The 21413-nt window shown below is 72.4% G+C and carries 18 protein-coding genes and 1 pseudogene; 10 read left to right on the top strand and 9 right to left on the bottom strand.

Annotated elements, in window-relative coordinates; genetic code table 11:
• Positions 1-17: 17 nt before the first annotated feature.
• On the bottom strand, positions 18-1697 hold the full coding sequence (locus tag ACWCPM_RS13470) for a hypothetical protein (RefSeq protein ID WP_450976289.1): 1680 nt from the start codon (positions 1695-1697) through the stop codon (positions 18-20).
• Positions 1698-1971: 274 nt separating this feature from the next.
• Between ACWCPM_RS13470 and ACWCPM_RS13465 the strand changes: the two genes are divergently transcribed.
• On the top strand, positions 1972-2736 hold the full coding sequence (locus tag ACWCPM_RS13465) for a carbonic anhydrase (protein ID WP_450976288.1): 765 nt from the start codon (positions 1972-1974) through the stop codon (positions 2734-2736).
• Positions 2737-2802: 66 nt separating this feature from the next.
• Here the strand turns inward: ACWCPM_RS13465 and ACWCPM_RS13460 are convergent, their stop codons facing one another.
• Positions 2803-4023, bottom strand: a complete 1221-nt coding sequence (locus tag ACWCPM_RS13460) for an alginate lyase family protein (protein WP_450976287.1) — start codon at positions 4021-4023, stop codon at positions 2803-2805.
• A gap of 214 nt (positions 4024-4237) precedes the next feature.
• Between ACWCPM_RS13460 and ACWCPM_RS13455 the strand changes: the two genes are divergently transcribed.
• The gene (locus ACWCPM_RS13455; protein WP_450976286.1) at positions 4238-5881 is read left to right on the top strand and encodes a GMC oxidoreductase; all 1644 of its coding nucleotides are present in this window, start codon (positions 4238-4240) and stop codon (positions 5879-5881) included.
• A 6-nt stretch (positions 5882-5887) separates the two neighbouring features.
• Here the strand turns inward: ACWCPM_RS13455 and ACWCPM_RS13450 are convergent, their stop codons facing one another.
• The 4 genes from ACWCPM_RS13450 to ACWCPM_RS13435 form a co-directional block, all read right to left on the bottom strand.
• On the bottom strand, positions 5888-6373 hold the full coding sequence (locus ACWCPM_RS13450) for a carboxymuconolactone decarboxylase family protein (protein WP_450976285.1): 486 nt from the start codon (positions 6371-6373) through the stop codon (positions 5888-5890).
• A 3-nt stretch (positions 6374-6376) separates the two neighbouring features.
• On the bottom strand, positions 6377-7453 hold the full coding sequence (locus tag ACWCPM_RS13445) for an NAD(P)H-dependent amine dehydrogenase family protein (protein WP_450976284.1): 1077 nt from the start codon (positions 7451-7453) through the stop codon (positions 6377-6379).
• Between the two features lie 213 nt (positions 7454-7666).
• A complete protein-coding gene (locus ACWCPM_RS13440; protein WP_450976283.1) occupies positions 7667-8101 on the bottom strand; it encodes a response regulator in 435 nt (144 codons plus the stop codon).
• A 2-nt stretch (positions 8102-8103) separates the two neighbouring features.
• Positions 8104-8427, bottom strand: a complete 324-nt coding sequence (locus ACWCPM_RS13435; protein ID WP_450976282.1) for a hypothetical protein — start codon at positions 8425-8427, stop codon at positions 8104-8106.
• A 160-nt stretch (positions 8428-8587) separates the two neighbouring features.
• On the opposite strand from ACWCPM_RS13435, the gene ACWCPM_RS13430 reads away from it, so the two are divergent.
• The 3 genes from ACWCPM_RS13430 (at position 8588) to ACWCPM_RS13420 (ending at position 12375) form a co-directional block, all read left to right on the top strand.
• Positions 8588-10171, top strand: coding sequence for a sensor histidine kinase (locus ACWCPM_RS13430; RefSeq protein WP_450976281.1), 1584 nt, complete (start codon positions 8588-8590; stop codon positions 10169-10171).
• Positions 10168-11418: a PP2C family protein-serine/threonine phosphatase gene (locus ACWCPM_RS13425; RefSeq protein ID WP_450976280.1), complete on the top strand. Its 1251-nt coding sequence runs from the start codon at positions 10168-10170 to the stop codon at positions 11416-11418. The genes ACWCPM_RS13430 and ACWCPM_RS13425 overlap by 4 nt, the downstream gene beginning before the upstream one ends.
• A 264-nt stretch (positions 11419-11682) precedes the next feature.
• Complete coding sequence (locus tag ACWCPM_RS13420; RefSeq protein WP_450976279.1) at positions 11683-12375, top strand: GAF and ANTAR domain-containing protein; 693 nt, start codon at positions 11683-11685, stop codon at positions 12373-12375.
• Between the two features lie 280 nt (positions 12376-12655).
• Here ACWCPM_RS13420 and ACWCPM_RS13415 read toward each other — a convergent pair.
• Positions 12656-12956, bottom strand: a pseudogene (locus ACWCPM_RS13415) (tripartite tricarboxylate transporter permease); the annotation flags it as partial.
• Positions 12957-13065: 109 nt separating this feature from the next.
• On the opposite strand from ACWCPM_RS13415, the gene ACWCPM_RS13410 reads away from it, so the two are divergent.
• The gene (locus ACWCPM_RS13410) at positions 13066-14835 is read left to right on the top strand and encodes a hypothetical protein (protein ID WP_450976278.1); all 1770 of its coding nucleotides are present in this window, start codon (positions 13066-13068) and stop codon (positions 14833-14835) included.
• A gap of 42 nt (positions 14836-14877) precedes the next feature.
• Here ACWCPM_RS13410 and ACWCPM_RS13405 read toward each other — a convergent pair whose 3' ends face one another.
• Positions 14878-15333 carry a flavodoxin family protein gene (locus ACWCPM_RS13405; RefSeq protein WP_450976277.1) on the bottom strand — a complete coding sequence of 152 codons (456 nt, stop codon included), beginning with the start codon at positions 15331-15333 and terminating at the stop codon, positions 14878-14880.
• 105 nt (positions 15334-15438) lie between these two features.
• Here ACWCPM_RS13405 and ACWCPM_RS13400 point away from each other — a divergent pair, with 105 nt between their 5' ends.
• From ACWCPM_RS13400 to ACWCPM_RS13390, 3 genes are all read left to right on the top strand, one after another.
• Positions 15439-16089 carry a class I SAM-dependent methyltransferase gene (locus ACWCPM_RS13400; RefSeq protein WP_450976276.1) on the top strand — a complete coding sequence of 217 codons (651 nt, stop codon included), beginning with the start codon at positions 15439-15441 and terminating at the stop codon, positions 16087-16089.
• 81 nt (positions 16090-16170) lie between these two features.
• The gene (locus ACWCPM_RS13395; RefSeq protein ID WP_450976275.1) at positions 16171-17061 is read left to right on the top strand and encodes an arginase family protein; all 891 of its coding nucleotides are present in this window, start codon (positions 16171-16173) and stop codon (positions 17059-17061) included.
• 539 nt (positions 17062-17600) lie between these two features.
• Positions 17601-18965, top strand: a complete 1365-nt coding sequence (locus tag ACWCPM_RS13390) for an FAD-dependent oxidoreductase (protein WP_450976274.1) — start codon at positions 17601-17603, stop codon at positions 18963-18965.
• Between the two features lie 136 nt (positions 18966-19101).
• Here ACWCPM_RS13390 and ACWCPM_RS13385 read toward each other — a convergent pair whose 3' ends face one another.
• On the bottom strand, positions 19102-19896 hold the full coding sequence (locus ACWCPM_RS13385; protein WP_450976273.1) for an SDR family NAD(P)-dependent oxidoreductase: 795 nt from the start codon (positions 19894-19896) through the stop codon (positions 19102-19104).
• Positions 19897-20077: 181 nt separating this feature from the next.
• On the opposite strand from ACWCPM_RS13385, the gene ACWCPM_RS13380 reads away from it, so the two are divergent.
• On the top strand, positions 20078-21271 hold the full coding sequence (locus tag ACWCPM_RS13380; RefSeq protein ID WP_450976272.1) for a hypothetical protein: 1194 nt from the start codon (positions 20078-20080) through the stop codon (positions 21269-21271).
• Positions 21272-21413: the final 142 nt, after the last annotated feature.

Raw genomic sequence — 21413 nt, 5'->3', positions numbered from 1 at the left:
GCGGCCGGGATGGTGCCTCACCGCCGCCGGTCACAGCCGTCCCGCCGGCCGGGCGTCGGCTCCGTGCGGCAGTAGCAGGACGACGCGATCGGTACGTCCGCCAGGGCGGTGGCGAACTTCAGTTGCTGGGCCACGATCGCCGCCTCGGCCGTCCTGCCCAGTCGCGTGAGGCACTCGTGGAAGCCGTGCAGGGACCACACGTTGCCCGGGTGCTGCTGCGGCCGGGGCAGCGTCGCGTCGAGTCCGAGGTCCGCCCGGTAGACCGCCTCGGCCTCGGCGACCCGGCCCTGTTCGAGGAGCAGGGCGCCATAAGCGTGCCGGGTGGGCTGCATCCAGCCCCAGGGCTCGTCGTAGGGAAGGCCGTCGTCGAGCGCGATCGCGCGCTCCAGCGCCGCGAAGGCGGCGGAGTGGTCGCCCTTGCGGTAGTCGACTTCGCCGTCGAGCATCTCCGAGGCGACGGCGAGGATGTCGGCGCAGGTGTTGTTGAACAGCGTGCGGGAGAGCGGTACCCGGGTGCGCGCCTCCCGGAACAGGCGGCGCTCGGCCTCGGCCTCCTCGACCCGGCCGGTCGCGGAGAGGGCGACGCCGCGGGCGTAGTGGAGCATCGCGGTCGTCACGCAGTACAGCCGCGCGTCCTCGGGGAACGGCAGGTCCAGGATGTCGGCCCAGCGTCCGAAGCGGATCAGTACATGGACCCGCATGGCGAGGAAGCCCTCCAGCCAGTCGGCCATGGGCGGGCTCTGCACCCGCAGCAGCTCCTCCGTGACGGTGGCCTCCAGCTCGGCGGCGGTCTCCACGGCGGTCCGGTACCGGCCGAGGAACATCGCGCCGTAGATCTTGAAGTGGTGGTTGTGCGCGCGGTAGAGGGTGTAGAAGTTCATCGCGCCGGACCGGGCGAGGAACTTCTCGTCGGCGGCGATCGCCTCGCTGTTGCCGGAGACCACGCGCCGGTAGTCGCCGCAGAGCACGTCCAGGTGCGAGGGCATGTGCTGGAGGTGACCGGCGTCGGGCACCAGTCCGCGCAGCCGGTCGGCGACCGTGAGGGCCGCCTCGGGGGTGGCGGACATCTCCATCAGGTGGATGTACATGTGCAGCACGCCGGGGTGCCGTGTCCCGTCCTCACTCGCGAGCGCGTGCTCGAGGACGTCCTTGGCCTCCAGGGTGCGGGCGCCCCGGGCCGGCTCCCCGGTGCGGATGTCCCACAGCTGCCAGGGCGTCAGGTTCATCAGGGCGTCGGCGTACAGGGTGGCGACGTCGAGATCGCCGGGGGCGAGTGCGTGGACGGCGCGCATCCGCTCGGCGTAGGGCGCGTTCCACACGGAGCAGTCCTCGACGGCCTCCCGCTGCGGGTAGCGGGCGCGCAGGGCCTCGATCAGGGCGCGTTCGACGGGGGCGGCACCGGACGACGCCTCGTGCGCGCGCTCCACCGCGGTGTGGGTGCGGTCGACGGTGCGGAGCAGTTCCTGTGCGTCGAACGCCTCCCAGGGCTTGTTGTAGTTGGGGCCGAGGGCGTAGGCGATGCCCCAGTACGCCATGGCGCAGTCGGGGTCGGCCGCCGCGGCGGCCTCGAAGCAGGAGACGGCCTCCTCGTGGTGGAAGGCGTACGTCCAGACGAGGCCGCGGTCGAACCACAGCTGGGCCTCGGGGGACGTGGTCGTCACCGTGCGGGTGTGGCTGCCGAGGTCGTAGTAGTCCATGCAGGTCTCCTGGGATCGCGTGGGCGTCACGGCACCGGCCGGCCGGCTCCCGACCCGCGCAATTCTCGCGTGGCGTCCGGCTGTTGGCGGGCGGCACGCACGCGCGGGACGGCGACGACACGAACGAGGGATCATGGGCGGCCCGTTCGCGAGGCCAGGCGCACCCCTCGTCCGCACCAAGAGCGGATCAAGCCGTGGCCATGAATTCACCATGCCGCACCATGGTTTCGCAGCGTGAACCTGCCCCCATGGCACCAGGCATACGTTCGAAGCCGTGAATCTCGATGACACCCCCCGCCGAGGCACCGGCCGTCAGCCTGCCTCGTCCCCGACGGCGGTGCTCCACCGCCGCTCCCTCCTGCGCGCCGCCCTGACCGGCGCCACGGCCCTCGGTGCCGGCCTCGCCCTCGACGCCTCCCCCGCGTCCGCCGTCACCGCGGCGCCGCACCACCGCCCCGGCACCCCCGCACAGGCCCTGCGCGCGCTGGAGTCGGGCAACCGGCGCTGGCACGCGTACCGCCAGCGGCATCCGCACGAGTCGCCGGCCGTCCGGCGGGAGCTGACGTCGGGCCAGCATCCGTTCGCTGTGGTTCTCGGCTGCGTCGACTCCCGCGTACCGCCGGAACTGGTCTTCGACCAAGGGCTCGGCGACCTGCTCACCGTGCGCAGCGCCGGTGAGGTGCTCGACGAGGCCGTGCTCGGCAGCGTCGCCTACGGGGTGCTCGAACTGGCCGTGCCGCTGGTCGTGGTCCTCGGTCACCAGTCGTGCGGGGCGGTGCGGGCCGCCGTCGAGGCGGAGGAGTCCGGCGATCGGCTGCCGGCCCACATCCAGTACCTGGCCGACCAGATCACCCCGGCCATCGACCACACGAAGGAGGGCGACGCCCGCGTCGACGCGACCATAGACGCCCAGATACGGCTCGTCCGCTCCCGTCTCGCCGCCGAGCCCGACCTGGCCGCGGAGGTGGCCGCCGGCCGGCTCGCGATCGTGGGCGCCCGCTACGAGCTGACGACGCAGCGCGTGCACCTCCTCGCCTGACACACGCGAGGGGTCGGACGGGCCCCCCGGCTCGTCCGACCCCTCGGGCTCCCCCCTTCCGGTGGATCAGCCGGGGTTGTCGCCGTGTGTGAGGGTCTCCCAGGCGACGAAGAGGTTGTTGGTGCCGGACGGGCGGTTGCGCGCCGTGAGCGCCTCGGTGTTGGTCATGGCGTGGCCGAGCCGGTTGTGCAGGGCGTTGTGGCCGACCTCGGTGATCGGGCCGAGCCCGAGGTGCAGCGAGCCGCCGCACAGCCAGCTCGGGACGGCCGTTCCCATCTCGTACCTGGCCTGGAAGCCGAGCGCGTGCCGCAGCCGTTCGCCGACGTCGGTGCCGTACAGGTCCTGGCCCTGGATGCGGCTGGTCTCGGCGACGTGGGAGATGGCGGATATGCCGTAGCCGGTGTGGGTGAGGTCGCGGCAGGTCTCCTGGGTGAGACCGGTGACGAACGTGCCCTGGCCCTGCCAGTAGTTGACGATCTTGTCGCGGGTGTTGAGGTTCTGGCTCGGGACCGTCTTCGGCAGGGCGCCGTCGGACTCCAGGTAGACGTAGGCGGCGGTGCGGGTGCGGAACTTCGCCATCGCCTTGTCGTACGAGGCCTTGTCCTCCAGGAAGACGGAGATGCCGATCGCCGCCTCCATCATCGACAGCTCCCAGTTGCCGTTGGAGTTCGAGCCGTTGATGATCTCGGGGAGGTAGACATCGCGGAGCATGGTGGCGAAGCGGCCCGAGTTCGCCCAGCCGCCGGTGTACGTGTGCTTGATGATCTCGGCGGCCTTCGGCCACGAGGAGCCCGCCCAGCCGGTCTGCAGCGGAGCGTTGCTGTTGGTGTGGTCGCGGATCACCGCCGACCAGGCGTCCATCAGCTCGATGGCCTTGCGGGCGTGCCGGTCGTCACGCGTGATGTACCAGGCCAGGGCGTGCGTGTACGCGGCGATCGCGTCCTCGCGCTCGTCGGTGCAGCCGTTGTTGGGGTTGGAGTAGGAGCCGCACTCGACGACGGCGCGCGGCCTGGGTGTGCGGTTCAGGTCCGCGTACTTGCTCGCCATCATCCGGTCGAAGGCGTTCTTCCACGGCTGGGCACCGGCGTTGACCCTGCCGCGGGTGAAGTCCAACTGACCCTTGGACACGGTCACGCCGGGGTGGACGAAGGTGACGGGGGCGGCGTCGGCCCTGGGCGCGCCGGGACCGGCGACCAGGGTCCCCACGAGTGCGGCCGCCGCGGCGGTGGTCACGGCGAGGAGCGAACGGCGGGACCTGCGACGGGGACGAGCGGGAGCGTCTGTCATGCGGGGGGTCCGTTCTCGTATATGAACGACGAGTGAGTTCCTGAACGCACACACTGGCCGTGACCATAGGTACGGACCAGCCTTCCGTCAAGACGCAAGGAAAGAAGAGGCGTTGGGAGGTGGTGCGCGAAAAGTTACCAATTGGTATGTCGTGACTTCGTATGCCATCGGCAGTAGAACCCGTTTCGATTCACTCGAAATCGAGGAGTGCCGTATGAGCGCTGACCTCCAGAACAGACCCCCACTAAGCGGAATCCCCCGTCGCCGATTCATCGCTGGAACAGGTTTCATTTCTGGCGCCGTGTTACTCGGCGGACACAACTCGCCCGCACTGGCGGCTCCGCAGCAGAACGCCGCCGTGATCGAACCGGGTGCGCGCATTCCGGTCCTGGTGATCGGCACCGGATACGGCGGTTCGGTCACCGCCCTCCGGCTCGCACAGGCCGGTGTCGATGTGCACATGGTCGAAATGGGAATGGCCTGGGACACCCCGGGCCCCGACGGAAAGATCTTCGCCAACACCACGACTCCCGACCACCGTTCGTTCTGGCTGCGCACCAGAACCAAACAACCCCTCAGCAACTTCCTGGGTTTTCCGATCGACAAGAACGTCCCCCGTTACACCGGCATTCTCGACGCCGAGGAGATGGGCGGGATCACGGTCTACCAGGGCCGTGGGGTCGGCGGAGGATCACTGGTGAACGGCGGCATGGCCGTCACACCGCGGCGCGAGAACTTCGGCGGCGTCCTGCCGTCCGTCGACCCCGACGAGATGTACGACGTCTACTATCCGCGTGCCAACGCGGAACTGGGCGTCGGCACGATCGACCCCGCGTGGTTCGAGACCGCGGCCTGCTACCAGTACGCCCGGGTGGGCCGGAAACACGCGCAGCGGTCGGGCTTCCCCTTCGTCTTCGTCCCCGACGTCTACGACTGGGAGTACATGAAGCAGGAGGCCGCCGGCACGGTCCCGAAGTCGGCGCTGGCCGGTGAGATCCTCTACGGCAACAACCACGGCAAGAAGAGCCTCCAGCAGACCTACCTGGCACGGGCCCGGGCCACCGGGAAGGTCACCGTCTCCCCGCTGCACAGAGTCGCGTCCGTCACCCCCGCCTCCTCGGGCGGGTACACCGTCACCATCGAGCAGCTCGACACCGGCGGCGCCGTCACGGCCACGAAGACGGTCACCGCGGCCCGGGTGTTCTTCGCCGCCGGCAGCGTCGGCACCAGCAAGCTCCTGGTCCGGCTCAAGGCACAGGGCGCGCTGCCCGGCCTGAACGGCGAGATCGGCAAGGGCTGGGGCGAGAACGGCAACGTCATGTGCGGGCGGGCCAACCACATGTGGGACCCGACGGGCGCCCTGCAGTCGTCGATCCCCACCGCGGGAATCGACAACTGGGCCGCGGGCGGCGCGTTCGCCGAGGTCGCGCCGCTGCCCACCGGAATCGAGACGTACGCCTCCTTCTATCTGTCGATCACCAAGAATCCGCACCGCGCCGAGTTCACCTGGAACGCGGCGAGCGGAAAGGTGGAACTCAACTGGCAGACGGCCTGGAAACAGCCGTCGATCACCATGGCGAAGTCGATATTCGACCGGATCAACGCGAAGGAGGGGACGATCTACCGCACCGATCTGTTCGGTTTCTACAAGATCTGGGGCGACCACCTCACCTACCATCCCCTGGGAGGTGCGGTGCTGGACAAGGCGACCGACAACTACGGGCGCCTGCACGGCCATTCCGGCCTCTACGTGGTCGACGGGTCGCTGATCCCGGGCAATGCCAGCGTGAACCCCTTCGTCACCATCACGGCACTCGCCGAACGGAACATCGAGGAGATCATCGCCACCGACCTCTGACCCGCCTCAACGCTGGGGCAGGACGCAGACGCCGTCCAGCCCCAGCACATGGTTGAGCCGGCCGAACGCCAGCCAGGACCCGATGCTCATACTGAGCTCCACGATCTCCGCCTGGCTGTAGTGAGCCGTCATCCGGCGCCAGAAGTCCTCGTCCAGACCGTGGTGGTCCAGTGCGTAGCGCTCGGCGTACTCGGCGGCCAGACGGGTGCGCGCGTCGAAGTCGCCCGTGGTCCGCCAGGCGGTGACCGCCTCCGCGAAGCCCTCCTCCACCTTCTGCCCGTCGCGTTCGGTGCGCCAGTCCAGGCAGAAGACACAGCCGTTGATCTGCGCGATGCGCAGTCGCGCCGCCTCGAACTCGCTCAGTCCCAGGCTGGTGTGGGCGTACACGGCCAGCGAGAAGTTCGACGCCGCCATGCCTATCTCCGGAACCATGTCGCCCCACACGTAGGGGATCGGGTCCTCCCCCTCGGGGATGTCGATGCGCAGGGTCATCGGTCAGGTCCTTCCCAGTCGGCCGGCCGCGGGGCGCAGCGGGACGTCGAGCGCGTCGTAGAGGCCGGGCTTGGCCTCGGTGAGCCAGTCGATGGCGTTGACCAGCCGTCCGACCGCGGTGGCGTTGCCGCCCGCCGACCGGTTGCCGCCCTCGTCGCTCGCCTCGACGGTGACCTCGATGCGGGGGCGGCCCTCGACGACCACCCGGTGGGCTCCGGCGCCGCCGTCCGGGGGCTGCGGCCAGTCGGGGGCGCAGGAGGCGTGGATGCGGGTGACGTGCTCGACGACGATGCGGGGCTCCCCGCCGACCAGGCCCTGCACCTCGAAGCGCACGGCCCCCTGGGTGCCGGCGGCGAACTCGCCCATGGTGGTCGTGGTGACGGTGGCCTCCAGCGGGCGTCGCTGCAGCGTCTCGCGGATCTCGTCGAGTTCGACGCCCAGGGCCCGGGCCATCATCCGCAGCTGACCGCCCCACACCATCGTCGGTACGCCCTCGAAGAGCATCGGCGGCTGGTAGTCCATCGGGTGCCCCATGCCGACCAGGTTCCGTACGGAGTCCTCCTGGTCGTACGTGGAGTAGTCGAAGATCTCCTGGCAGCGGACCGCGTCGATGCGCGAGCCGAGACCGGTGACCAGCAGGGGCAGGATGTCGTTGGCCCAGCCCGGGTCGACACCGGAGACGAAGAGGGATCCGCCGCCGGCGGCGACGGCCTCCACCAGCGGGTCCCTGATCTCGGGCGGGGCGCCTCTGTGGTCGTACAGGCCGTAGACGGACGGCGTGACGACGACCGCCCCGGCCCGCACGGCCCGTTCGAGGTCCCGCAGGGCGTCGTCGGGGCGGATTTCCCCGGAGGCCGCGTACACGACCGCGCGCGGACCGGTCGCGAGGACCGCGGCGACGTCGTCGGTGGCCGCGACGCCCAACGGGCGCCCCAGGTCGCTCAGTTCGCCCGCGTCGCGGCCGACCTTGGCCGGATCGGCGACCAGGACGGCCACCAGCTCCAGCGACGGATGCGCGTCGACGGCGCGGATGGCCGCGCGGCCGACATTGCCCGTACCCCACACAACCGTGGAAATCATGGGCGGAGGGTAACGAGGCACGGCAAAGGTTCCCAGAGCCGTGCAGGGAGATCTTTCCGGCCGGAAAGGGATCTTCACGGCCCGTCACGGCGCGGGACGTCCGGCCCGTGCGGCGGGGGTGTCGGGTCCGCGGCGGCGGGGGTGTCGGGTCCGCGGCGGCGCGGGTGTCGGGATCGCCGCGGCGCGGGGGGCGGGACCGCCGCGGCACGGGTGTCACGCCCGCGGTGGCTTCATCGCCACGTCGAGGTAGAAGGTGTCGATGCTGCGGACCGCCTTCTCGAACTCCTCCAGGTTGACCGGCTTGGTGACATAGGCGTTCGCGTGGTGGCGGTAGGCGCCGGAGACGTCGTCGGGCGCCGCGGACGTCGTCAGCACCACCACGGGAATGGTGCGCAGATCGGGGTCCTCCTTGACGACGGCCAGGAACTCCCGGCCGTTCATACGGGGCATGTTGAGATCGAGGACGATCAGGTCGGGGCGCTGGTTCGCCGGATCGCGCAGATACTCCAGGGCCTCGATGCCGTCGGCGACCTGCGTGAGGTTGCGCGCGCCGCGTTCGGCGAGGGCGTCCTGGATGAGCATCGCGTCGGCGATGTCGTCCTCGACCAGCAGCACGTCGTGGGGGCGGGTGGGGACGGGGACGGACATGGCTATGAACTCCGGGAAGCGGAAGGGGTGTGACGTGGGGTGCCGCTGGTGATCAGGCCCGGCCAGCGGCGCCGGGCTCCTTGCCGGCTCATGCCGGAGGCCCGGCCGATCTCCGGGTAGCCCGCACCGGCCGCCGCCGCGGCGCGCGCGGCACGGTCCGCCAACTGCTGTGCCACCCGTTCCACCTGAACGAGCACGAGCAGTTGGGCAAGGGCGTGATGACGCGCCGAGGCGTCCCCTTCACCCGTCGGGTCCAGGGCCGGAACCGCGTGTTGCGCGCAGCGCAGGGCGAGTTCCTCGACCGCCTCGGTGACGAGATCGGTCATCTCCCCTTCCGCTCTGGGCACAGAGAAGTGGGAAGCAGACATGCCCCCACCCTACGGGGCTGTCACAAGACACGACAACAACCGTTGTCGGACGCGGGTAAGGTGCGTCCGCAGGGGCCTTTCGACGCGGCCCTGTCAGACATGAAGGAGTCAGCGGGCCGTGAGGAACGACCCGGTGTCCGACGCCCGCCACTTCGCGGCGGACTGGTCCACCCGCCGCTGGCTTCGGGTGAGCGTCGCCCTCACCCTCGCGGTGCTGACCGTGCTCGGCTCCCTCGGCGTGTGGGCCACGGCCCGCACGTCCCAGCTGACCGACCGGATCGTCGACCGCAGGGGACCCGCGCTGACGTACTCGGTCCGCCTGGAGGCCGCGTTGGTCAACCAGGAGACCGGCGTGCGCGGCTACGGGCTCACGGGCCGGGCCAGCTTCCTCGAGCCGTACCGGCAGGGAGCGGACAGGGAGAAGGAGGCGCTGCGGCAACTGGAGCGGCTCGTGGCCGACGACCGGGCCGCCCGGGAGGAACTGCGCAAGGTGCGGGAGCTCGCGCACCGCTGGCAGAGCCGCTTCGCCGTGCCCGTCGCGAGCGCCGCCCCGGACCGCGCGGTGTCGCTGGCCTCGGCTCTGTCCCAGGAGGGCAAGACGAGCTTCGACGCCCTGCGCGGTGCGCTGACCGCGCAGCAGACCTACCTGGGTGAGGAACGTACGGCCGCGTCGCGCGAGCTGCGGCGGGCCACGAACCTGCGGAACTGGACGTTCACGGGCATCGCGCTGGTCATCGTGCTGGTCGCCGCGCTCGCGTTCGAGGCGCTGCGGCGCGGCGTCACCGGCCCGCTGGGCCGGCTCGGGCAGACGGCCCGCGAGGTGGCCACGGGCCGCTTCGACCGGCCCATCGCCGTCACCGGCCCCGCCGACCTGCGGCAGCTGGGCTCCGACGTGGAGTCGATGCGCCGACGCCTCGTGGAGGAACTGCAGTTCAGCGAGACCTCACGGCGCCTCCTCGACGAACAGGCCGCCGAACTGCAGCGCTCCAACGCCGAGCTGGAACAGTTCGCCTACGTCGCCTCCCACGACCTCCAGGAGCCGTTGCGGAAGGTCTCCAGCTTCACCCAGCTGCTCCAGCGGCGCTACGGTGAGCAGCTCGACGAACGGGCCGACCAGTACATCGCCTTCGCGGTGGACGGGGCCAACCGCATGCAGGTCCTGATCAACGACCTGCTGGCGTTCTCCCGGGTCGGACGGGTGCTCAACGACCACGAGGAGGTCGACCTGGAGGCCGTCCTCGGAGGCACGCTGGACAATCTCAGCGTGGCGATCGAGGAGAGCGGCGCGCGGGTCACGCACGATCCGCTGCCGGGGGTCTTCGGCGACGCGACCCAACTGGGCATGCTCTGGCAGAACCTGCTGTCCAACTCCATCAAGTTCCGCTGGCCCGACCGGTCCCCGGACGTGCGGATCGGCGTCCGCACCACCGGCGACGGCTTCCTGGAGTTCGCCGTGACCGACAACGGCATCGGTATCGAGCCGGAGTTCCAGGAGAAGGTCTTCGTCCTCTTCCAGCGGCTGCACACCCGGGAGGCCTACCCGGGCACCGGGATCGGGCTGGCCATGTGCAAGAAGGTCGTGGAGTTCCACGGCGGATCCATCCGGATCGACCCCGGGCACACGGCCGGTACCCGGGTCGTGTTCACCCTTCCCGTCAGGCGTTCCGCCACGGCGGACGGCGCGCGAGAGGCACACCCGTGACAGAGCCAGCCGTCGGACAGGAAGCGCCGTACCGCATCGTCCTCGTCGAGGACGACGACGGCGACGCCCTGCTGGTCGAGGAACTGCTGTACGACACGGAACTCCCGCACACCCTCGTGCGGTGCCGGACGCTCGGCGAGGCACGCGCCGAACTCGCGGCACGGCACTCCGACTGCGTGCTGCTCGACCTGCACCTGCCGGACGCCCTCGGTCTCGACACGGTCGAGGCGATCCACCGGACGAACACGCGCGCCGCGGTCATCGTGCTCACCGGTCTGGCCGAGTCGCACGCGGGCGTGGACGCGCTGGCCGCCGGCGCCCAGGACTACCTCGTCAAGGGCAAGGTCGACCCGGACCTGCTGCAACGGGCCGTCCGCTACGCCGTCCAGCGCAAGCAGGCCGAGCGGGCCAGCGCGGATCTCCAGGTCGGCCGGCTGCGGGCCGAGGAGAACGCCCGCCTGGAGCGCGGTCTGCTGCCCACGCCGATCCTGTCCACCGCCTCGGTCACCGCCACCAGCCGCTACTTCCCCGGGCGTGAACAGGCGCTGCTCGGCGGTGACTTCCTGGATGTCGTGCAGACCGACGACGGAAAGGTCCACGCGATCATCGGTGACGTCAGCGGGCACGGCCCGGACGCCGCCGCCCTCGGCGTCTGCCTGCGGATCGCCTGGCGGGCACTGACGCTGGGCGGTCACCGCGACCACGAGCTGCTGCGTCTGCTGGAGCAGATCCACACGGCGGAGCGCACCGGCAGCGACCTCTTCACGACCTGCACGCTCATCACCCTCGACCCGGCGACGGCCACCGTCACCCTGCACCTGGTCGGCCACCACGAGCCGCTGCTCGTCGGCCCCGCCGGCGCCGAGATCGTCACCGCCCGGCACGGCATCGCCCTCGGCATCGTGCCCGGACTCGGGCAGTGGCCGTCGGCGACGCTGCGGCTGCCCCCCGACGGCGCGCTGATCGCGTACACCGACGGCCTGATCGAGGGGTACGGGGGCGACCACCGGGACCGGCTCGGGGTCGAGGGCCTGCTGCGGATCCTCGACGAGACGCGGGAGGGCGACCCCGGCAAGCATCTCGACCAGCTGATCGGCCGGGTCCGTGCCCTCAACGCCGAACGGCACACGGACGACCTGGCGATCCTGCGCCTCGACTGGACGGCGCTGCCGGGCCGGATGACCGGCGACGGAACCGGGCGGGGGACGGTACCCGGGCAGTCGCACGGTCGGGTGGCCGGCACCTGAGGCGCCCGGAACCCGCCACGGCCGCTCCTGGGGAGGCGGCAGGACGGTTGGTCGGCAGGGGCATGACCGCTCGGCCGGACACCGGCCGCGGTGGAGCGGTACGCTGCCGAAAGGGCCGCCTCGCCGGTGCCGGGTCGGCGCCGTACCGGTCCGTGACCGGCTGGAACAGACGGTGGTCGGGTCGGGTCCCGACGGGAGGGTCCCGGTGCTCGGCCTTCGGGATCCTTCCGACGCGAAGGTACGACGAGCGGACAGTGGACGCGGATGGACTGGCGTGAGTTCGCCGAACAGATGGCCGACCTGGCCCGGCATCTGCTGGCACGGAGTTCCCCTCAGGAGACGCTCGACGCGATCGCCGACCGGGCCGTGGCGCTGATCGACGACTGCGACGCGGCCGGCGTCCTGGCCCTGCGCAAGGGCCGCGCGGTGACCCTGGCCGCGCACGGGGACATGGTCGAGGAGTCCGACCGTCTGCAGGGCGAACTGGGTGAGGGCCCGTGCTTCGACGCGGCACGGCGCGTCAACGGCGAGCGGCTCTTCAGGATCAGGGACCTGAGCAAGCCGCAGCCCGACTGGCCGCGCTTCGCGCCCGCCGCCCGTGACCTGGGCGTGGGCAGCATGATGGGTTTCCTGCTCTACACCGAGGACGACGACTTCGGCGCCCTGAACCTCTACTCCCGGCGGTACGGCGCCTTCACCACCGAGATGGAGACGGCCGGCTGGCTGCTCGCCTCGCACGCCGCCGTGGCGCTGGCCAGTGCCCGCACGGTCGACCAGCTCGAACACGCCATGGACACCCGGCACGCCATCGGCGAGGCCATGGGCATCCTGCGCGAGCGGCACCACATGAGCGAGGAAGCGGCCTTCGACGTGCTCAAGCGCATCTCCCAGACGCACAACGTCAAGCTCCGTGACGTCGCGCAGTCGATTCGCGCCAGGGCCGTCCCGGAGAGCTGAGGGACGGCGCGTCCCCCTGTCGCGGGGACCGGCGCCCGGAATGCCGGCGGAGGCGATTCAGCCGAGGGCGAGTGGGGGTACCTGGAGGGCAGGGTGAAGCCGGTGCCGCGGAATCGGTTTCGCCAGGTGTCGTGGTTCGGACCAGAGCCACGGCACCGCTGTGCCGGGCACCGGTGCCATGACCGGGCACTCCGGGAAAAGCGCGTTCGGGATACCCGGTCTCCATGGCGAGGCCGGTGCCGGGCCCCGAGGTGCCCGGCCCCGGCACCGGGTCCAGGACGCCGTCGCTGATCCGCAGGGCACGGCGCAGCTGCTGTTCGGCGTTGGGGCCGAGGATGACGCCGAGGACGGCGGGCAGCACGGGGAGCCCGTAGCGGCGCATGCCGAATCCGATCAGCCCCACTCGTCCTTGTGCCGGGAGTGGCGCTTCTCGGTGACGTAGGAGAGGAAGATGGGGATCTCGGCGCCGCCCGCGGGGATCGCGCCGAGGGGAAGCCGATGAACGGGCCGCGCAGCCAGGACTTCCAGGTGCGCCGCACATCGGCGCGGCCGAGCCACGGGCGCCCGTCGTCACACGCTCGCCGCACCCGGGTGGCGAGGCGTCGGCAGGGCCCCTAGTAATGGTCAGGGACATCGCGTGTCGCGCTTCGGTAGCGCAGGAGCGGCCGCACGACTCCCTTGGAGCCCAGCATGACCACGCGCTCATCCCCAGAGCCGAATTCCTCCCACATACTCTTCGGCGACGCGTCCGCCGCAGGCGAGCCGCCCTCCGCCGTCGCCCCCGTCGCCGTGACGCCGGCGTACAGCCCTCCTGCCGCGGAGCCGCCGGTCCACGGGACGCCCGTGGCCGAGGCGACGGTGTACCGCGCCCCTGTCGCGGAGCCGCCCGTGTACCGCGTGCCCGCCGCCGACCCGCCGCTCCACCACATCCCTCTCTCGGTTCCCCCGGTGCACGGCACCCCATTGGCCCACGCACCGGTCCACGGCGCCCCGGTCATCGAGCCACCGGCCTACCGGCCCCCCGCCGCGGAGCCACCGGTCCACAGCGCCCCCGTGGCCCAGGCGCCGGTCCACGGCGCCCCCGTCCTGGTGCCCCCGGTGTACCACCCCCCTGCCGCCGAGCCGCCGGTGCAGGGTGCGCCCCTGGCCCGGGAAGCGGTCCGCGTGGTCCCCGCCATCGAGCCACCGGCCCACCGGCCCGCCGTCATCGAGCCACCGGCCTACCGGCCCCCCGTCGTCGAGCCGCCCGTCCGCAGCGCCCTGGCAGGCGAGCCCCAGGCCCGTCCCGCCCCGGCCGCCGAGACGGCGTACGTCGTCGGCGCGGTACTCGCCCACGACACGGCCGCGCTGCTCGACGCCGCGGGCCCGCTGGACGAGACGGTTCTCCGGTCCGTGACGGCGTCCGGGGCCGCTGGAGCGGAGCGGGTGTCGGTCCCCTTGCCGCTCAACCCGGTCGGTGACCTCGTCCACGCCGCCGTGAGTGACCGGCCGCTGGCGGAGATCGTCCGGCTGGTCACGCTGATGGAGCAGTCCCCCGAGTACGCCCAGACCGTCACCGCGGTGCTGCGGGCGGTGGCCCTGGACCGGTCCGTCGAGGACGTGGCCCACCTCATCGCCCAGTTGACCCGGCCGCCGCGTCACGCGGACAGCGCGGACGAGACCATCCGGGTGGCGGTCGCGCGGCGCTCCGTCGACGACGTGTCCCGCCTGATGGCCCTGCTGCACGAGACGTCACTGCCGCCGCACTGCGGGCAGGAGGCGGTCCGCGCGGCCGCCATCGGGCGGCCCGTGGAGGAACTGGTCGAGCTGATCGGCCGGCTGGGCCAGGAGCGGCAGCGCGAGGCCCTGGCCGCCGCGGCGGCGCTGCGCCCGCACTCCGGGGTGCCCACCGATCCGCCGCCACCACCGGATCCGCCGGCCTCTTCCCGGCCGGCGTACACGGACGCGCCTGCCCCGCCGGACCGGGACGAGAGCTTCCGGCCAGGCGTCGCGCGGCCCCCGCGACTGTGGCGCGCGCGGCGCGGCGCGGAACCCGAGCAGCCGGTGTTCTGGCCGGGTTGGCTGGCCGCCGCGGCTCTCGTCGTGTGCGCCGCCGCGTACTTCCCGCTGCGCCGGGACGACGCGCCGCTCGACGTCTACACGCTGGCGCTCGCGATGTCCGGGGCGTGCCTCGTCGTCGCCGTCCTGGTGGCGGTGCGCACCAGCGTCCCGGCGCTGCTGGCGGGGATGCTGATGCCGGCCGGACTGGCGGGGGCCGGGCTCCTGGAGAGCCAGGTCCACTCCACGGGCCTGTCACGGGCCCTGGACCTCACGGTGGCCCCGCCCTGGAGCGCCGGGCTCACGGCGGTGAGCGCGTCGCTGGCCTCGCTGGCGGCCCTGCTCCTGCTGGTGATGGTCCAGCTCGCCGAGCGGTATCCGGCGCCCCGTCCGACGGCCGGGGCCGGCCGGACCGCGGAATGACACCGGCGCCGGCCGGGGCCGAGCCCACGCGGGCGGCCCCGGCTACGGCGTCATGAGCCCGGCGGCGACCGTCGCCCCCAGGTCCCAGCAGCGCTCAAGGTCGGCCCGGTCCGGCTCGCCGGTCACGGTGACCGCCTCGGCGGCGCGCCGCCAGCCGAGGCCGGTGGTGACCGACTCGATGCCGCGCACCGCGCCCGTGACGTCGCTGCCGCCGTGCACGTAGTACCCGAACGGCCGGCCGCGCGTCTCGTCCAGGCACGGATAGTAGATCTGGTCGAAGAAATGCTTGAGGGCACCCGACATGTAGCCGAGATTGGCCGGGGTGCCCAGGAGGCAGCCGTCGGTCGCCAGGACGTCGGACGCGGTGGCGGACAGCGCCGCCCGGCGCACCACCCGGACGTTCTCGATCTCCGGTGTCGTCGCCCCGGAGATCACCGCCTCCAGCATGGCCTGGCAGTTCGGCGAGGGCGTGTGATGCACGATCAGCAAGGTGGTCACTCCCGCACCCTGCCGTGCGGCCGCCTCCGGCCGCAAACCGCCCGTTGTGACCCCGGCCCCCGAGTGGAACGATGCCCGGCACCAGCCGTGACGAAGGGAAGCATCGTGACCGACGGGGACCACCGGCCGCGCGCCGCCACCGTGTTCGACGCGATCGGCGCGGCCTACGAGGAGGCGTTCGCCGGCTCCGAGGCGCACCGGGCGTCGCTGGAGTGGCTGCTCGGGCGGCTGACGCCCGGCAGCAGGGTGCTGGACGTCGGCAGCGGGACCGGGCGTCCCACCGCGCAGACGCTCGCCGACGCGGGCCACGACGTCCTCGGCGTCGACGTCTCGCCGGTGATGGTGGACCTCGCGGCCCGGCAGGTGCCGGGCGCCGCCTTCCGGTGCGCCGACATCCGCGAGACGGCCCTGCCGGACGGCTCGTTCGACGCGGTGTGCGTGTACTTCTCCCTGCTCCAGCTCTCCCGCGCGGAGCAGCGCGGTCTGCTCGCGCGGCTGGTGCGGGCAGTGCGGCCCGGCGGAGACCTGGTGCTCGCCACGGTGCCGCTGGACGTGGCGGACGTCGACGCCGTCTTCATGGGACAGCCGGTGCGGGTGACGAGCTTCGGCGCCGAGGAGTTCGCGGCGCTGGCCCGCGAGGTGGGACTGACGGTGGTGCGTCAGGAGCGTACGGTCTTCACTCCCGCCCATCCGGACGCGGTCCCCGAGCCGCATCTGTTCCTGTACTGCCGACGCGACGAGGACCCTGCCGTCTGACAGGGCGCCCCCCTCGGTTCTGCGCGACGATGGGCCACGGGGACGGGGGCGTGGCACCGCCCACCGGCGAAGGGACTCGACGTGCGGGAACTGGCGATCATCGAGGCGCCGTCCGTCCTGGGACTGCGGCCGAGCGGGGTGGAGGAGCTCCCGGCGGCCCTGTTCGCCGCCGGGCTGCTCGACGTCCCCGGCGCGGTGCGGGCCGGCCGGGTGGAGCCGCCCCCGTACGACGGGCGGCGGGACCCCGAGACCGGCGTGCTGAACACCACGGGTATCGCGCGGTACTCCATGGGGCTCGCCGACGCGCTCGGCGCCGTGCTCGACTCGGGCCGCTTCCCCGTCGTGCTCGGCGGCGACTGCAGCATCCTGCTGGGCAACCTGCTCGCTCTGAAGCGGCGCGGCCGCCACGGTCTGCTGTTCCTCGACGGGCACACCGACTTCTACCAGCCGGCGGCGGAACCGGCGGGTGAGGCCGCCTCGATGGACCTCGCCCTGGTCACGGGCCGCGGGCCGCGCGTCCTCACCGATCTCGGAGGGCGCGGCCCCCTGGTGCGCGACGAGGACGTGGTCGTCCTCGGCTATCGCGACGCCGTGGAGTCCGCCGAGTTCGGCATGCAGCCCCTGCCTCCCGAGTTGTACGCCCTGGACCTCGACGGCGTGCGTGCCGTCGGCGCGGCGGTCGCCGCGGGCCAGGCGGTCGAACGGCTGTCCCGGGTGCCGGGCGGCTACTGGGTGCACCTCGACGTCGACGTCCTGGACGACGCGGTGATGCCCGCCGTCGACTACCGCCAGCCCGGTGGGCTGACGTGGCTGGAGCTGGAGGACGTGCTGAGCACCGCCCTGGCCGGCGACCGGGCGGTCGGCCTGGACGTCACGATCTTCAACCCGCGTCTGGACCCCGACGGGAGCATCGCGGCCGATCTGAGCGAGTGCCTGCGCCACGGACTGTCGGCCCGGGTGAAGGCGGGCTGACGGTCCGTGGCGCGTCCGTCGGAGCCGGCCGCCACTCGGCGGCCTCGACGGGCCCGAAGCACCTCGACCACGTGATCGCCCCCGGAGCGAGGCCCGCGGAGTGCGGCTCTGGACCACCCCCGGGGCCCGGGGGTGCCCGGCGCCCTGTTCCGCGTCGGCGTTCCTGTCGACGACGTGCGGGAGGCCCCGCGCCCGGCGGAGGTGGAACCGCCCCCCGGCGCGACCCGCGCCGGGGGGACCGGCTGAGGCCATGCCCCGGGGCTGCCGGTGCCGGCCGACGGCGAGCCCGACCGGTTGATCTGCAGGAACGTCGGAAGCGGATCGAGGGCCGACAAGCCGCCGCGGCGTGCGCTCACGGCCCCGAGCGGACGGCCGGGAACCGCGGCGGACAACCCGTTCCGCGGGCCACCTCGCGGGCCTTATGGATCCCATAAGCTGGCCTTATGAGCTCATAGAAGGGACCCGCGTACCAAGTAAGGCTTGCCTTAGCTTAGGCTTCCCGTCGAGTCGCCTCATCATCGCTCGAAGGGAAACTGATCATGACGCGCCCGCTGCGGGTAGCCATCGTCGGAGCCGGCCCGGCCGGGATCTACGCCGCCGACGCCCTGCTCAAGTCCGACGTGGCCGCCGAACCCGGCGTGTCCATCGACCTCTTCGAGCGGATGCCGGCCCCGTTCGGCCTGATCCGCTACGGCGTCGCTCCGGACCACCCGCGCATCAAGGGCATCATCACGGCCCTCCACCAGGTCCTCGACAAGCCGCAGATACGGCTCTTCGGCAACGTCGACTACCCGACCGACATCAGCCTGGACGACCTGCGCTCGTTCTACGACGCGGTGATCTTCTCCACCGGCGCGACGGCCGACCGCGCGCTGTCGGTCCCGGGCATCGAGCTGGACGGCTCGTACGGCGCGGCCGACTTCGTGTCCTGGTACGACGGCCACCCGGACGTGCCGCGAACCTGGCCGCTGGAGGCCGAGAAGGTCGCCGTCCTCGGCGTCGGCAACGTGGCCCTCGACGTCGCCCGCGTCCTCGCCAAGACCGCGCAGGAGCTGCTGCCCACGGAGATCCCGCCGAACGTCCACGAGGGCCTGAAGGCCAACCGGGCCAAGGAGATCCACGTCTTCGGCCGACGCGGCCCGGCGCAGGCCAAGTTCAGCCCGATGGAGCTGCGCGAGCTGGACCACTCCCCCACCATCGAGGTCATCGTCGACCCCGAGGACATCGACTACGACGAGGGCTCCATCGAGACCCGGCGGGGCAACAAGCAGGCCGACATGGTCGCCAAGACGCTGGAGAACTGGGCGATCCGCGACGTCGGCGACCGGCCGCACAAGCTCTTCCTGCACTTCTTCGAGTCGCCGAGCGAGATCCTGGGCGAGGACGGCAAGGTCGTCGGCCTGCGCACCGAGCGCACCGAGCTGGACGGCACCGGCAACGTCAAGGGCACCGGCAGCTTCACCGACTGGGACGTCACGGCCGTCTACCGGGCCGTCGGCTACCTCTCCGACAAGCTGCCCAAGCTGCCCTGGGACCTCGACTCGGGCACGGTCCCCGACGAGGGCGGCCGCGTCATCGAGGAGGGCGGCACCCACCTCCGGTCGGTGTACGTCACCGGCTGGATCCGGCGCGGCCCGGTCGGCCTCATCGGCCACACCAAGGGCGACGCGAACGAGACGGTGTCCAACCTGCTGGACGACTTCGCCCACAGCCGGCTGCAGACCCCGTCGGCGCCGGACCCCGAGGCCGTCGACGCGTTCCTCGCCGAGCGCGACGTCCGCTTCACCACGTGGGACGGCTGGTACCGGCTGGACGCCGCCGAGAAGGCGCTGGGCGAGCCGGAGGGCCGTGAGCGCGTGAAGATCGTCGAGCGCGAGGACATGCTCAGGGAGAGCGGCGCGTAAGCGCCTCGCGAACCCGCGCGGAGGGGCCCGGTGACCGTCGGCCCGGCCGACGGTTACCGGGCCCCTCCGCGCCTTCCTGCCCCGCCGCCCGTAGTCGACCGGCTGGTGAGCGGTCCGCGACGGCACGGCACGGCGCCTAGGGCAGGATCGAGTCCACGTATCCCCCGTCGACCCGCACCGCCCCGCCCGTCGTGGCGGACGCCTGGGGAGAGCTCAGGTAGACGACCATGTTCGCGATCTCCTCGGGCTCGATCAGACGCTGGAGCAGCGACTGCGGACGATGCTCCCGCATGAAGGCCCGCTGGGCCTCGTCCCAGGGCAGGTCGCGGTCGACGAGCCGGTAGACGAAGTCCTCGACGCCCTCGGTGTGCGTGGGGCCGACGATGACCGAGTTGACGGTGACACCGCTGCCCGCGGCCTCCTTGGCGAACCCGCGGCTGACGGCGAGCAGCGCGGTCTTCGACATGCCGTAGTGGATCATCTCGGCCGGGATGACGACGGCCGAGTCGCTGGCGATGTTCATCGCCCGGCCCCACCCCCGGTCCATCATCCGGGGCAGGTACGAGCGGATCAGCCGGATCGCGGACAGGACGTTGACGTCGAAGTAGCGCCGCCACTCGTCGTCGGTGATCTCCAGGGCGGGGGTGGGGCCGAAGACGCCCAGGTTGTTGACCAGGATGTCGACGTCGGGCAGAGCGTCCACGGCGCGGGCGGCTCCCTCGTCGGTGGCCAGATCGGCGGCGACGGCCACGAACTCCCCGTCGGGTGCCCGCGTCCGCAGCTTCGCGAGGCTTCTTTCGAGGCGTCCCGCGTCACGCCCGTTGACGCCCACGCGGGCGCCCGCGCGGGCCAGGCCCACCGCGATCGCCGCTCCGATGCCCTGGGAGGAGCCTGTCACCAGCGCGGTTCGCCCGCCGAGGTCCACGTTCACAGGGGTCACTCCTTCTCGGTTCGCCGTCGCAGGGGCGGCCGATCTCCTCCTGCCCACCATCGCCGACCTCGCACGTGACCGCAGGTGGACCGCCCGCCCGTCGGGTGACCCCGGGGTGACGGGAGCCGCGCGCGGCGACGATACTGGCACCCGCACCCCGCCCCCGTTCACAGATGGACTCATGCCGACCTCCAGCTCCGACCGCCCGATGACTCCCCCCACGGTGTGGCTGGCCCGCGGCCGCCACGCCGGGCCCGCCGCGGAGGACATACTCCGCGGGCAGGTGCGGCGGCTCAAGCAGAGCGGGGTGATCCGCGACTGGCTGGAGTCGCCCGCGGCCGAGGGCGCGCCGGAGAGGGTGTTCGAGGCGCGCTGGGAGACGGGTGAGGGGGTGACCGTCCGGGCGAGACTGTCCCTGGCGCTCGAACCGGCGGAGGGGGGCGCCTGGACGCTGGTCGCGGAGGCCGAGGCGCCGTGGGATCCGCGCTGGCCGTCGCCGGTGACGATGTTCTGGCCGGACGATCCCGACGCGGCCTGGGACCTCGATGCGGAGACCGGCGCCGGGTTGCGGCTGCGGGACGTCAACCCGCTGCCGGCGGACGACAAGGAGCTGCGGCGCGTCCTGCGGGGCGCCGCGCGCGCCGGATGGGCCGTCCACTTCGTCGTGCACGAGGCCATGACCCCCGGCGCGCGGGGCCGGCTGCCGCTGGCCCGGCTGCTGCCGCCGGGGTTGCGGCACCGCGTGGTGGAGCACCGGGCGGCGCCGCACCAGTTGCGGTCCGTCAACTGGGCGCTGCAGGAGTTCGGGGTCCAGGTGCCGCGCGGCGGCGCGGTGGTGCTGGCCGGCACGCCTGCCCCGCAGGGGTACGACGGTGACGACTTCGCGGTACGGAGCGTCTTCCTGGACGGCTCGGAGCCGGCCGAGTTGCTGGCGGCCGTGAACCGCCTCGCCGCGTCGCCGCGGCCCCTGCCGGAAGGGGCCGCGGAGATGCTCACCGCGTTGCGGGAGGACTGGCACCTGCTGACCCTGCGGGAGGAACTGGCGCGCGAGCGGGCGCTGGTGAAGATGTACGCCGAGGCGCTGGAGGCCATGACGCGGTCCCGGGACCTGTACCGGGAGGCCGCCGAGCGCGCCCACGAGGCCCTCGCCGGCTACCGCGAGTCGGCCGCCGGTCATCCCGGGCCGGTCGCCCGCGCGCCGCGGGAGGAGGGGGCCGCCGCGTCTCCGCTCCAGCAGCTGACCCGCACCCTGGAACGCTTCAAGGGCGGCACGAAGGCATGGCGCCCGCCGGGCGGGGCACGGGACGAGGGCCGCTCCGAGGCCGACGGGGGCGACGGGGGCGGCGGGAACGACACCGACGGCACACGCGCCTGACCCGCGGGCACCACCGGCGCCCGGTTCCCGTCCGGCCGTGAGCCACCCCGTTTCTCGTGTGCCCGCACGCCCGCCCTGGCCCAGCCGTACCGGGGAGGGGTGTGCCGAGCGGCACAAACGCCCCGGGCGGGGGCACTACAGA

It is taken from the genome of Streptomyces sp. NPDC002309 (genome assembly GCF_053593375.1).
This window is presented reverse-complemented; position numbering and strand designations above follow the sequence as displayed.